General features: G+C 54.4%; 12 protein-coding genes and 2 tRNA genes. 8 read left to right on the top strand and 6 right to left on the bottom strand.

The window, feature by feature from the left end; translation table 11 throughout:
* Positions 1 to 106: 106 nt before the first annotated feature.
* The 3 genes from AC6I79_RS02160 to orn all read right to left on the bottom strand — a co-directional run bounded on the left by AC6I79_RS02160 (position 107) and on the right by orn (position 1134).
* A tRNA-Gly gene (locus tag AC6I79_RS02160) sits at positions 107 to 182 on the bottom strand.
* Positions 183 to 273: 91 nt separating this feature from the next.
* A tRNA-Gly gene (locus tag AC6I79_RS02155) sits at positions 274 to 349 on the bottom strand.
* Positions 350 to 585: 236 nt separating this feature from the next.
* A complete protein-coding gene (orn, locus tag AC6I79_RS02150; RefSeq protein WP_021508132.1) occupies positions 586 to 1134 on the bottom strand; it encodes an oligoribonuclease in 549 nt (182 codons plus the stop codon).
* 102 nt (positions 1135 to 1236) lie between these two features.
* Between orn and rsgA the strand changes: the two genes are divergently transcribed.
* From rsgA to AC6I79_RS02130, 4 genes are all read left to right on the top strand, one after another.
* Positions 1237 to 2286 carry a small ribosomal subunit biogenesis GTPase RsgA gene (rsgA, locus tag AC6I79_RS02145; protein ID WP_031279822.1) on the top strand — a complete coding sequence of 350 codons (1050 nt, stop codon included), beginning with the start codon at positions 1237 to 1239 and terminating at the stop codon, positions 2284 to 2286.
* Between the two features lie 93 nt (positions 2287 to 2379).
* Positions 2380 to 3276, top strand: a complete 897-nt coding sequence (asd, locus tag AC6I79_RS02140; RefSeq protein ID WP_159377419.1) for an archaetidylserine decarboxylase — start codon at positions 2380 to 2382, stop codon at positions 3274 to 3276.
* A gap of 17 nt (positions 3277 to 3293) precedes the next feature.
* On the top strand, positions 3294 to 6629 hold the full coding sequence (gene mscM / locus AC6I79_RS02135; RefSeq protein WP_058771346.1) for a miniconductance mechanosensitive channel MscM: 3336 nt from the start codon (positions 3294 to 3296) through the stop codon (positions 6627 to 6629).
* Positions 6630 to 6881: 252 nt separating this feature from the next.
* Positions 6882 to 8159 (top strand): HNH endonuclease, encoded by a 1278-nt coding sequence (locus AC6I79_RS02130; RefSeq protein ID WP_072209050.1) that lies wholly within the window; start codon positions 6882 to 6884, stop codon positions 8157 to 8159.
* Between the two features lie 53 nt (positions 8160 to 8212).
* On the opposite strand, the gene mdh is transcribed toward AC6I79_RS02130, so the two are convergent.
* The gene (gene mdh / locus AC6I79_RS02125; protein ID WP_021508136.1) at positions 8213 to 9148 is read right to left on the bottom strand and encodes a malate dehydrogenase; all 936 of its coding nucleotides are present in this window, start codon (positions 9146 to 9148) and stop codon (positions 8213 to 8215) included.
* 420 nt (positions 9149 to 9568) lie between these two features.
* Here mdh and argR point away from each other — a divergent pair, with 420 nt between their 5' ends.
* From argR to yhcN (AC6I79_RS02105), 4 genes are all read left to right on the top strand, one after another.
* A complete protein-coding gene (gene argR, locus AC6I79_RS02120; RefSeq protein ID WP_021508137.1) occupies positions 9569 to 10039 on the top strand; it encodes a transcriptional regulator ArgR in 471 nt (156 codons plus the stop codon).
* Between the two features lie 492 nt (positions 10040 to 10531).
* Positions 10532 to 10795: a peroxide/acid stress response protein YhcN gene (gene yhcN / locus AC6I79_RS02115; RefSeq protein WP_021508138.1), complete on the top strand. Its 264-nt coding sequence runs from the start codon at positions 10532 to 10534 to the stop codon at positions 10793 to 10795.
* 90 nt (positions 10796 to 10885) lie between these two features.
* Complete coding sequence (locus AC6I79_RS02110; RefSeq protein WP_021508139.1) at positions 10886 to 11152, top strand: YdgH/BhsA/McbA-like domain containing protein; 267 nt, start codon at positions 10886 to 10888, stop codon at positions 11150 to 11152.
* A gap of 103 nt (positions 11153 to 11255) precedes the next feature.
* Positions 11256 to 11522, top strand: coding sequence for a peroxide/acid stress response protein YhcN (yhcN, locus tag AC6I79_RS02105; RefSeq protein ID WP_021508140.1), 267 nt, complete (start codon positions 11256 to 11258; stop codon positions 11520 to 11522).
* Positions 11523 to 11581: 59 nt separating this feature from the next.
* Here yhcN (AC6I79_RS02105) and AC6I79_RS02100 read toward each other — a convergent pair whose 3' ends face one another.
* Positions 11582 to 11851, bottom strand: a complete 270-nt coding sequence (locus tag AC6I79_RS02100) for a barstar family protein (RefSeq protein WP_021508141.1) — start codon at positions 11849 to 11851, stop codon at positions 11582 to 11584.
* A gap of 15 nt (positions 11852 to 11866) precedes the next feature.
* Positions 11867 to 13321 (bottom strand): NAD-dependent succinate-semialdehyde dehydrogenase, encoded by a 1455-nt coding sequence (locus AC6I79_RS02095; protein ID WP_081316069.1) that lies wholly within the window; start codon positions 13319 to 13321, stop codon positions 11867 to 11869.
* Positions 13322 to 13424 lie beyond the last annotated feature (103 nt).

Raw genomic sequence — 13424 nt, 5'->3', positions numbered from 1 at the left:
CGCCTTGTTGCATACTCAAATACTCGATTATGTACCGGCATTCTTAAGTCACAACAACCGCAAAAAGACTAAATCCGTGATTTGGATGGCGTACTGCAACAGAGACTGGAGCGGGAAACGAGACTCGAACTCGCGACCCCGACCTTGGCAAGGTCGTGCTCTACCAACTGAGCTATTCCCGCATAATCGTCGTCTTTCATTGCGCTGCGGCTTTAACGGCCTGGACGCAGTTGAAATCCTTAATTCTGATGCATTACTTTTTACTGCACGTTCTGGAGCGGGAAACGAGACTCGAACTCGCGACCCCGACCTTGGCAAGGTCGTGCTCTACCAACTGAGCTATTCCCGCATCATTGTCTTTCAATCTGCTGCGGCGTTGACTGCCTTAGCGCAACTGAACTACCTGATTCAGAACATTTGTTACTTTTACTGCTCCGTACCTGTTGTAAATTCTTCACCGGTACGGGGTGCGCATTATACGAGAAATCCTTCCCGCCGCAAGCGTTGCAAAGCAAAATTTTGCGCTTTGCGCGCGTTTGCTGTTTTAATCGGCAAACTGCTGCTTTCCTGCGCACCCGCGTTGATTTACAGCTGCAGGAAGTGCTCGCGGTAGTAGGCCAGCTCGGCAATGGACTCGCGAATGTCGTCCAGCGCCTGATGCGTACCGGCCTTTTTAAAACCTGGCAGAATCTCTGGCTTCCAGCGGCGCGCCAGCTCTTTCAGCGTGCTGACATCCAGATAGCGGTAGTGGAAATAGGCTTCCAGCTCCGGCATGTACTTAAACAGGAAGCGGCGATCCTGGCCAATGCTGTTGCCGCAAATCGGTGAGGTGTTGGCCGGAACCCACTGCTGCAGAAACGCAATCGTCGCCTGCTCCGCCGCACGATCGTCATGCTGGCTGGCCTTTACGCGCGCAACCAGCCCACTATTGGTGTGGGTGCGCACGTTCCAGTCATCCATCAGCGCCAGCTGCGCATCGGACTGATGCACCGCCAGCACCGGCCCTTCGGCCAGAATGTTGAGGTTGGCATCCGTTACAATGGTGGCGATCTCAATAATGCGATCGCGCTCCGGATCCAGTCCGGTCATTTCCAGGTCGATCCAAATCAGATTGTTTTCATTTCCCGCTGTCATGCGTTTCCCGCCTGTTGCCAAAGTCGTCATTAGCCTGAATTAAGGTGTATCATAGACGTTTTGCCCAGCGGGGCGAAGCCTGGCGAAAGCGTGAGAGGATGCGTGAGCAAAAATAAATTGTCGAAGGGTCAACAACGTCGCGTCAGCGCCAACCATCAGCGTCGTCTGCAGCAACGGAACGAAAAGCCGGAACCGGACGACAGCCTGTTTGGTGAAGCCTCTGAGGGCGTAGTGATCAGCCGCTTTGGCATGCACGCGGATGTGGAAGACAGCGCCGGCGAGGTGCATCGCTGTAATATTCGCCGCACCATTCGCTCGCTGGTCACCGGCGACCGCGTGGTGTGGCGCGCCGCCGGCGAAAACGGCGGCAAAGGTATTGTTGAAGCCGTGCACCCGCGCCAGACGGTGCTGACGCGCCCGGACTTCTATGACGGCGTGAAACCGATCGCCGCTAACATTGATCAGATCATAATTGTGTCGGCGATCCTGCCGGAGCTGTCGCTGAACATTATCGATCGCTATCTGGTGGCCAGCGAAACGCTCGGCGTGGAACCGCTGCTGGTACTGAATAAAACCGATCTGCTGGATGACGACGCGCGGGCGTTTGTCGATGAGCAGATGGATATCTATCGCCACATTGGCTATCGCGTACTGATGGTGTCGAGCCGCGCCAAAGATGGACTGAAGGATCTGGAAGCGGCGCTCACCGGCCGGGTCAGCATTTTTGCCGGCCAGTCGGGCGTGGGCAAATCCAGCCTGCTGAACAACCTGCTCGGCCTCGACCTGGCAGGCGATGAGATCCTGACCAATGATGTGTCGGACGTGTCCGGCCTCGGCCAGCACACCACCACCGCCTCACGGCTGTATCACTTCCCGCACGGCGGCGATGTCATCGATTCGCCTGGCGTGCGCGAGTTCGGTTTGTGGCATCTGGAGCCGGAACAAATTACCCAGGGATTTGTCGAATTTCGTGAATTTCTCGGCGGTTGCAAGTTCCGTGACTGCAAGCACGACAACGACCCAGGCTGCGCCATCCGCGAAGCGGTGGAGAACGGGATCATCGACATTTCACGCTTCGATAACTACCACCGTATTCTGGAGAGCATGGCGCAGGTAAAAACGCGTAAAAACTTTTCCGCCAGCGAAGATTAACGGGTACAACGGCACATTCGCCAACTGACCGGGGCGCTGCTACAATCCGCCCCCTTTTGTGTAAACCAAACGTTATTAAGCCAGGAGGCAACGGTGTTTGATCGTTTTAAACTCGGCCTGAATCACATTCTGCCTAAAAAAGCGCTGACCGAACTCGCCGGTTGGGGCGCCAGCCGCCGCGCTGGCTGGCTGACCAAAGCGGTCATCGACATTTTTGTCTGGTTCTACAAAGTGGATATGGCGGAAGCCAGCAAGCCGCACACCGGCAGCTACCGCACCTTTAATGACTTCTTTGTACGCCCGTTAAAAGAGGGTGCGCGCCCTATTGATCCGGACGCTTCGCTGCTGGCCTTGCCAGCGGATGGCGCCATCAGCCAGCTGGGCCGTATTGCTGGCGATCAGATCTTCCAGGCCAAAGGCCACACCTACTCGCTGCAGGCGCTGCTGGCCGGCAATGACGATCTGGCGGAAAAATTTGTCGACGGTGAGTTCGTTACCACGTACCTTGCGCCGCGCGACTACCACCGCGTGCACATGCCGTGTAACGGCATCCTGCGCGAAATGATCTACGTGCCGGGCGATCTCTACTCGGTTAACCCGCTGACCGCGCGCAACATCCCGAACCTGTTTGCCCGTAACGAACGCGTGATCTGCGTATTTGATACCGATCACGGCCCGATGGTGCAGATCCTCGTGGGTGCCACCATCGTCGGCAGCATCGAAACCGTCTGGGCCGGCACCGTGACGCCGCCACGCGAAGGGGTGATCAAACGCTGGCGCTACCCATCGGCCGATCATGATGGCGCGGTCGTGCTGCTGAAAGGTCAGGAGATGGGCCGCTTTAAGCTGGGCTCGACGGTGATCAACCTGTTTGCGCCGAACCGCGTTAAGCTGGCTGAAAGCCTTGAAGCCGAAAGCAAAACCCGCCTGGGTCAGCCGCTGGCTATCGCCCTGCCGCAGCCCGGCGACAGCGCTCCGCTCACCGACTAATTCCGGGAAACACCGCCGTGCGCGCCTCTCTTTTTCTGCTGCTGAGCCTGGTGCTCAGCAGCACCGTCTTTGCCGCCACCGTTCCACCCGCCAGCCAGCTGAAACAGGATCTGGAAACGGCGAAATCCGCGAAAAGCTCGCCCAGCCAGGCCGAACAGGTGCAGGCGCTGGAAGCAGCAATTAACTTCCTGTCCGAACGCGACGACTCGCTGGAACGGGCGAAACAGTATCAGCAGGTAATCGATGATTTCCCGCGGCTGGCGCGCGAGCTGCGTCAGCAAATCGCCACGCTGACCGACAGCAGCAAGCCAGTGCGCAGCAACATGAGCAATGCCGAGCTGGATCAGGAGATCCTGCAGGTTAGCAGCCAGCTGCTGGAGGAGAGCCGCCAGGCGCAGCAGGAGCAGGATCGCGCCCGCGAAATCAGCGATTCACTGTCGCAGCTGCCGCAGCAGCAGACCGATGCGCGGCGCGCCATGACCGAAAGCGAACGGCGCGCACAGGGCGTGGCGGCTGCCGCTACCCCGCTGGCACAGGCGCAGATTTATGCGCGTCAGACCGAGAGCGCTGCCAGTAAAGCGCGGGTAGATGAGCTGGAGCTGGCGCAGCTGTCGGCTAATAACCGTCAGGAGCTGGCGCGCATGCGCGCGGAAGTGCATCAGCGCAAAGCCACCCAGCTGGATAACTATCTGCAGGCGCTGCGCAATCAGCTCAACAACCAGCGCCAGCGCGAAGCCGAACTGGCGCTGGAGCGCACCGAACAGCTGGCGGAAAACAGCGGCGATCTGCCGGCCTCCATCAGCGATCAGTTCCGCGTTAACCGCGAGCTCTCCGCCGATCTGAATCAGCAGGCGCAGCGTATGGATCTGGTGGCCTCGCAGCAGCGTCTCGCCACCAATCAGACATTGCAGGTGCGCCAGGCGCTGAGCACGCTGCGCGAGCAGTCACAGTGGCTGGGCGTGTCGAATCTTCTGGGTGAAGCGCTGCGCGCGCAGGTGGCGCGCCTGCCGGAGATGCCGAAATCCCAGCAGATTGACAGTGAGATGGGCCAGCTGCGCGTGCAGCGGCTGCATTATGAAGACCTGCTGGAGCGCCAGCAGGCGCTGCGCAAAGAGAAACAGGCAGACGGCACGCCGTTCACCAGTGAACAGACGCGCATTCTGGATGCCCAGCTGAAAACCCAGCGTGAACTGCTGAACTCACTGATTTCCGGCTGCGACACGCTGATTCTGGAAATCACCAAGCTGAAGGTTTCCAATACGCAGCTGCAGGACGCGCTGAGTGAAGTCAAAGAGGCGACGCACCGCTATCTGTTCTGGACCGCCGACGTCAGCCCGGTTGGCCTGAAATATCCGCTGGACGTGGCCACCGATCTGACGCGCCTGCTGTCGCTGGACACGCTGGGCCAGTTGGGCAAAGCGCTGGCGATGATGTTCACTAACCGCGAAACGGTGCTGCCGATTATTGGCGCCATTCTGCTGGTGGGCTTTAGCATCAGCACGCGTCGTCACTACAACGCCTTTATGGCGCGCGCGGCCAGCCGCGTGGGGAAAGTGACGCAGGACCGCTTCAGCCTGACGCTGCGCACCGTCTTCTGGTCGATTCTGGTCGCGGTGCCGCTGCCGGTGCTGTGGGCCGCGCTCGGCTTTGGCCTGCAGCACGCCTGGCCTTACCCGTTTGCCGTAGCGATTGGCGATGGCATCACTGCCACCCTGCCGCTGCTGTGGGCGTTCATGATCAGCGCGGCTTTTGCCCGTCCTGACGGCCTGTTTGTCGTGCACTTCCGCTGGCCGCAGGCGCGGGTCGCGCGCGCCATGCGTTATTACTCGCTGACGGTCGGCCTGATCGTACCGCTGATTATGCTGCTGATTGCTTTCGCCAACCTCGACGATCCGCAGTTCTCCGCCACGCTGGGGCGCCTGTGCTTTATTCTGATCTGCGGGGCGCTGAGCATTGTCACCGTCAGCCTGAAACGCGCCGGTATCCCGCTCTATTTAGATAAAGAGGGCGACGGCGATAACTTCGTTAACCGGATTCTGTGGAACCTGATGATCGCCATTCCGCTGGTGGCGGCGCTGGCCTCCTGCATTGGCTATCTGGCCACCGCGCAGGCGCTGCTGGCGCGTCTGGAAACCTCGGTCGGCATCTGGTTCTTCCTGCTGGTGATTTACCACATCATTCGCCGCTGGATGCTGATTCAGCGCCGCCGCATCGCCTTTGACCGCGCGCGCCAGCGTCGTGCCGATATGCTGGCCAACCGCGCGCGCAGCGAAGAGGAAAAAGAGCAGCAGTCTGCCGTCAGCACCGATACCGTGGAAGTCGAAGAGCCGATTATCGATCTGGATGCGATCAGCGCGCAGTCGCTGCGGCTGGTCCGCTCGATTTTGACGCTGATTGCGCTGGTGTCGGTGATTGTGCTGTGGTCTGAGATTCACTCCGCGTTCAGCTTCCTCGACAACATTCCGCTGTGGGATGCCAGCACCACGGTGCAGGGCGTCGAGAGCGTACAGCCCATTACGCTGGGTGCCGTGCTGATCGCCATCCTGATCTTTATCATTACCACCCAGCTGGTGCGCAATATGCCGGCGCTGCTGGAGCTGGCGCTGCTGCAGCACCTCAGCCTGTCGCCCGGCACCGGTTACGCCATTACCACCCTGACCAAATACGCGCTGATGCTGGTCGGCGGTCTGATTGGCTTCTCGATTATTGGCGTGGAGTGGTCAAAACTGCAGTGGCTGGTAGCGGCGCTGGGTCTGGGACTGGGCTTTGGGATGCAGGAGATCTTCGCTAACTTTATCTCCGGTCTGATCATCCTGTTTGAGAAACCAATTCGTATTGGCGATACCGTGACCATTCGCGATTTGACCGGCAGCATCACCCGCATCAATACGCGCGCCACCACCATTACCGACTGGGACCGCAAAGAGATTATTGTGCCGAACAAGGCCTTTATCACCGAGCAGTTCGTCAACTGGTCGCTGTCGGATTCGGTGACGCGCGTGGTGCTGACCATTCCGGCACCGGCCCACGTTAACAGCGAAGAGGTGACGACCATCCTGAAGCAGGCGGCCGATCGCTGCACCTACGTGCTGGATATGCCGGCGCCAGATGTGTTCCTGGTGGATCTGCAGCAGGGCATTCAGCTGTTTGAGCTGCGCGTGCACGCGGCGGAGATGGGCCATCGTATGCCGCTGCGTCATGAGCTGCATCAGCTGATTCTGCGCGGCTTTGAAGAGCATGGCATTGAGATGCCGTTCCCGCCGTTCCAGGTTCGCATGGAAACGCTGGGACGCAAAACGCCCGCCAGCAACGGTTCGACTGCCAGCCGGACCTTCAAATCCGGTGGCCTGTAAAACAAAACGCCCGGCTGGTGTGTTTCAAACACCAGCCTAAACATATTATTTAACTATCAACGCAAGCACCCCCAGATAAATTCTTATTATCCTCAATATATTTTACAAATATGGATCATATCTGAATTTCAATAGTTCCATCTTTGAAACAAAAAAAAATAAACAACCCTGAATTTTAGAAATAAAATTTTTAACTCTTGACAGTATATGCATATTGGCATGATGATATAAATTTAATGTTAGGAAAAAGGTATGGAAATTAAAAATATTGGACGCTGTATAATTTGCCGTGAAGATTCAGTGCAACTTACTGATGAACATGTAATTCCAGATGCCTTAGGGGGTGTTTACCATATTTATAATGTTTGTAAAAATTGCAACTCAGAAATGGGCATTAAGATTGATAATTACTTAACAAACAATAAAATAAGTCAATTTTACCGTGATAAACATTCAATTAAAGGTAAAACAGGAGATATACCTAACCCACTATCAGATATATTTTACTCTGATGACAAAAGTCAAAAAATGCAATTCAGAAGAAATAACGATCATCAACTCCTTCCTTATATATTTCAAAAGAACGAGATAGTTCGCAATGAAAAAGGAATTATTGAAAAAATAATTATAAGTTGCGACGAAAGCGATAAACACAAAGTAAAAAAAGAGCTTAAGAAAATATTATCCAGAAACAAATTAAAAGAATCAGATATTAGTGAGGTGGAAACTAAAACAATATTTTTGTCTGATAGTTTTAAGGCTTCATGGACACTAGAACTAGATAAGTTGAAAATAGGCATATTGAAAATAGCTTACGAGTTTGCAGTCGATAAGGTTGAAAAATATTTTTCCGATAAAAATGCTGTAAAAATATCTAAAATTTTGAAAGATGCTGATTACGAGAAAGCATCTAAATATGTAAATGTTGGCAATGGATTCGACATGGCTATACTAAAGCCATTCGAAAGCTTTATTGATTTTGATAAAAAAAGACACATACTGATTTTATCTCGAGGGCCTCAAGGATTAATATGTATTGTGAGCCTAAACGAGATGTTTCATTTCGGTGTTAATTTATCACCAAATAATCTGTTACCCTTCAATGATTCGCTGATTGGTATTAATGATTTGGATGGTAAGAATTTTACCGTAAAAAGATTAGAAGATATCTTTCATGAAATACAAGGTGATATAAAGCTGGACTTTTACGATGGTGACATTAACATCAAAGAACTGGAGGATAACTTTGAAGTATTTGAACATTACTATGACCCCATGACTAACAAAGCAATTAAAGATAGAATTCCACTATATGATAAAAATGGAATATTTATAAAGTATTTGCATGAGCAAAACTCACTGCTGACAAACAATTCAGAGTTATCTTCAAAATTAACTAGAGAAGGGTCAGAATTTAAAGCCAAGATAAAAGATAGATACTCAGATCTTTATATCCAATCACGTAATACAATGAAGTTTTTTAGATTAACGAGTATTGTACTGACGCAGAGTTGGAAGCGAATATTGTAAATATTATAGCCACCTTAATACATTAAGGTGGCTATAACAAAACCAGAAATCGGTTACTTCACAAACTCTTCGCCCTGCGCGATATCTTTTTTCAGCGTCTCCAGCATGCCGTTGAGCGCCTGCTGTTCGAAATCACTGAGCGGCCCGAGCGGACGGCGTTCGGCGATACCGTTTTTGCCCAGCAGCAGCGGCTGCGAGAAGAAGCGCGCGTACTCGCCGTCGCCTTCCACATAGGCGCACTCTACGACATTGGCTTCGCCCTGCAGTGCACGAATCAGCGACAGACCAAAGCGCGCCGCCGCCTGGCCCATCGACAGCGTCGCCGAGCCGCCACCGGCTTTGGCTTCCACCACTTCGGTACCGGCATTCTGAATACGTTTCGTCAGGTCGGCGATCTCCTGCTCGCTGAAGCTGACGCCTTTAACCTGCGACAGCAGCGGCAGAATGGTCACGCCTGAATGCCCGCCGACCACCGGCACTTCAATCTCCGTAGGCTGTTTGCCCTTCAGGGCAGCGACAAAGGTGTTGGCGCGAATCACATCCAGCGTTGAGACGCCAAACAGCCGGTTTTTATCGTACACCCCGGCTTTTTTCAGCACTTCGGCGGCAATCGCCACCGTGGTATTTACCGGGTTAGTGATGACGCCAATCAGCGCTTTTGGCGCGGTGGTCGCCACCTGTTCAATCAGGTTACGCACGATACCGGCGTTGACGTTAAACAGATCGGCGCGGTCCATGCCAGGTTTGCGTGCCACACCGGCCGAGATCAGCACCACATCGGCGCCGTGCAGAGCCGGCGTGGCATCTTCGCCACTGAACCCTTCGACTTTCACGGCAGTAGGAATGTGGCTGAGATCAACCGCGACGCCTGGCGTCACCGGGGCAATGTCATACAGTGAGAGGGCTGAACCTGCGGGTAATTGGGTCTTGAGCAGCAGAGCGAGTGCCTGGCCAATACCACCAGCTGCACCGAGAACGGCAACTTTCATCCTGAACTCCTTATTAAGGTGGGGCAGAGATATGCCGGAAATCCATCAGGTTACGAGTTTAATCAACTTCTCAGGCGATAGCGACACACCTGTCGCGCAATAACATTACGCCGCAATCGGCTCCCGAGACATCTCCACTTCAGAAGTCGCCTGAATGATCCAGTCGCAGCCAGAAGACTATGGACGGCAATGATCATCGTTTTGTTGTTACCACTTCAATAATATAACAACTTTGCAACCTTCGCTTTGCGCGCCAGCGCGCGATTTTGGTGCAGGATAAAACTCTGTTATCATGCCCGCCCCACACGCGCATGCCGTGAATTCACGCATCCGCTTATTGCATAAAAATTCATCTAAATGCATAATAATTTATCTGCGACGGGCCTGTTGCCTGCTGCAACCCTCTTTTATTGGTAGCTTATGCGAAACCCATCTAAACAAGACGATCTGATAAAGGCGTTCAAAGCCTTACTGAAAGAAGAAAAGTTCAGCTCTCAGGGCGAAATTGTCCAGGCGCTGCAGGAAGACGGCTTCGGCAACATCAACCAGTCAAAAGTTTCTCGTATGCTGACCAAGTTTGGCGCGGTGCGCACGCGTAACGCCAAAATGGAGATGGTGTACTGCCTGCCAGCCGAACTGGGCGTGCCCACCACCACCAGCCCGCTGAAGAATCTGGTGCTGGATATCGACTATAACGATGCGCTGGTAGTGATTCATACCAGCCCGGGCGCGGCCCAATTGATTGCCCGCCTGCTCGACTCCCTCGGCAAAGCCGAAGGCATTCTCGGCACCATCGCCGGTGACGACACCATCTTTATTACGCCAGCGCGCGCCTTTACGGTGAAGCAGCTGTATGACGCCGTGCTGGTGTTATTCGAACAGGAACTATAAAACCCTGTCTGTTACCGGCGGTTTACCTGCCGGTAACCTTGCCTGCCCGCCCGCGCTTCTCCCGCTGTTTTACCGCCAACACCTTACAAAATAACTGCTTAGCCATATTCCGCCGGGTTCTCAATGCGCGAAATTATTGGTACGACCTTTTCGCCTGCTTAACCCTTTGCGCTATTTTACGCTGCTTTACAATTAGTGCTTAGCGGTTATCTCTTGCTTTTAGCGCACAGCCAGCTTGATCAACCACATTGTTTCGCACAAAAAGATAATTTGATGCAGATCATTGTTTTTGCATGGAAATACACCCTCCCGGTTAAGATCCAGGCGGTTTTAATAACTTTGCGTTATAAAAATGTGCCATAAGGATAAAGAATTACAACCAATCATTATTAGCGGGATATTAATTTCATGGGTGATTAGATCTATACTTCTTTTCGTGATGCAAATCACACGAAATCAAAAAGAGAAAAACAGAAGACGAGGAAAAATACCATGAACGTTAAAACTACTATCGCCACCCTGAGTGTTCTATCTGCCCTGTCATTTGGTGCTTTCGCCGCAGATTCTATCAATGCCGAACAGGCAGCAAACCTGCAGCCGGTCGGCACCATTAGCGTCAGCGGCATCGGCGGCTCACCGATGGATATCCATCAGCAGCTGAACGCCAAAGCTGAAGCGCAAGGTGCTAAAGCCTATCGCGTTGTTGAGGCTTATAACGACAACAGCTACCACGCAACCGCGGAACTTTATAAATAAGTTTGCCGGAACAAGATGCAGTGTGAACGGCGACCCGTTTGAGAGGCGCTTGCCTCTCAGGTTGCCCACCCCATTTCAGGAGAGTGAATCATGAAAACCAAATTATCTATTGCTGTACTGAGTCTGGCTTCCGTTCTGTCTTTTGGCGCCAGTGCTGCCACCCTGGTAACCAACACCCAGGCTGAAAATCTGCAGCCGCTGAATCAGACCATTAGCGTGAGCGGCGTCGACGGCGACCAGACCAATATCCGTCAGGAACTGTCCCAGAAAGCCGATGCTCAGGGTGCCAGCCATTACCGCATCATTGAGAACAATCAGGACAACACCTTCCACGTGACGGCTGAACTGTACAAATAAACTTTAACTATCGATCCGGCGTTATGCAGTCGCCGGGAGAAGATCGACGACCCGCTTACCCTCTTCGTGCCGCAGGTTGTTGATTCTAATGAGGAGACGAATTATGAAAATCAAAACAACCATCGCAACCGCTACGCTGCTTTCTCTGTTCGCTTTTGGCGCTTCGGCTGCTCAACTGGTAACGGATGAATCCGCGCAGAATCTGCAATCTACCGGCCAGACCATTACCGTTAGCGGAACAGGCGGCTCACCTATGGATTACCGCGCTCAGCTTTCTCAGAAAGCCGATGAGCAGGGTGCCAGCGCGTATAAAGTGATTGAAGCGCGCACCGGTGACAGCTATCACCTGACTGCAGAGCTGTACAAATAATTCCTCGTCAATTCTGACGAACCCTTTGGCCCCGCCTGCCGGGGCCCTTTTTGGTTGTGCTACTGAACATTAAAGCGGAGCTGGCCTTCCAGCTCCTCTTCTGCCTCATCGAATAGCAATATCAGCGCACCATAGCGGCGTTTCTGCCCTTTCCCCAGATTGATGAACGCAATTTCCAGCGGCAGCGGGATCTGCTCGCCGATGATCATTTCCCACAGATCGTCCAGATCGTGAATGGTGCGATCCGCCAGCGCGAAACGTTCGCAAAACTGACGGTAGAAATGAGCCTGATCGACGATTTCATTGAAGTCGAAACGCTCGGTTCTCATGGTGACATCCTCTCGCTACGCCAGACCGCCGAGGTGCAGCGCTTTGACTTCCAGATACTCTTCCATGCCCAGCACCGATCCTTCGCGTCCCAGTCCGGACTCTTTCACGCCGCCAAACGGCGCTAGCTCGGTCGAGACCGCGCACTCGTTGATCCCAATCATGCCGGCTTCCAGCGCCGCCGAAACGCGAAACACGCGCTGCAGATTCTGCGTATAGAAGTAAGCCGCCAGACCGTATTCGGTGTTGTTGGCGCGCGCGATTACCTCAGCTTCATCGTCAAAGCGGAAGCAGGCAGCCACCGGACCGAAGGTCTCTTCCCGCGCCAGCTGCATCTCTTCATGCGCATCGGCAATCACCGTCGGCTGCCAGAAGTTGCCGCCCAGCGGATGGCGCTCGCCGCCCACCAGCAGCTTCCCGCCTTTGCTCAGCGCATCTTTGACATGCTCCGCCACTTTCTCCACCGCAGACGGCTCAATCAGCGGCCCGACCACCACGCCAGGCTCCACGCCATTGCCCACTTTTAGTTTGCCCACCGCCTCAGCCAGCTGATGCACAAAGCGGTCGTATATTGCGTTGTGGATATAGAAGCGGTTAACGCTGACGCACACCTGGCCGGCGTTACGGAATTTGTTGGCGATAGCCCCCTGCACCGCCGCGTCGATATCGGCATCGTCAAACACGATATAGGGCGCGTTGCCGCCCAGCTCCATCGAGACTTTCTTCATGGTTTCGGCCGCGTTCCGCATCAGCGTTTTCCCCACTGCGGTGGAACCGGTAAAGGAGATTTTACGCACCGCGCGGGAAGCCATAATGGCGTCGCTGATGGCGTGCGTGTCGCCAGCTACCGCGTTCAGCACGCCGTCCGGCACGCCCGCTTTTTGTGCCAGCGCCACCAGCGCAAAGGCGCTGAGCGGGGTGTTATTGGCTGGCTTGATGATGCCGGTGCAGCCGGCCGCCAGCGCCGGGCCGAGTTTGCGCGTCAGCATCGCCATCGGGAAATTCCACGGCGTGATGGCCGCGACGACGCCAATCGGCTCGCGCGTCGCCAGAATACGTGAACCGGCTTTGGCCGGCGGGATAATTTCGCCGTTGGCGCGCTTCGCCTGCTCGGCAAACCATTGAATAAAGCTGGCGGCGTACTCTACTTCACCCTCGGCTTCCTGCAGCGGTTTGCCCTGCTCAGCGGTCATCAGCTGGCCCAGCCAGCTTTTGTGCTCAATGATCAGCTGGTACCAGCGATATAGGATTTCGCTGCGCTGTTTGGCGGTTTTGTCGCGCCACGCCGGAAAGGCGCGCTGCGCGGCGGCAATCGCCTGTTCGGTTTCAGCCTTGCCGGCTTTCGCCACCTGCGCCAGTACCTCGCCGGTGGCCGGATTGGTGACATCAAAGGTGCTGCTGGCGGTGTGCCACTGGCCGTCAGCGAAGTAGCCAGTGTTGAACAGTTCGTGTTGTTGCAGGGAAGTGGACATCGTTATTCTCCTGTCAGTAAGCATCCTGTCAGGAAAGTATAGATGGCAATAATCGGGCAATGAGGGTCAGCGTGGCATCAGGCCAGCCGCTGCGCCAGGCAGC

It is taken from the genome of gamma proteobacterium symbiont of Scutellera amethystina, from assembly GCF_059730845.1.
Note: the sequence above shows the minus strand (reverse complement) of the source record. Positions and strands in the feature narration are given on the sequence as shown.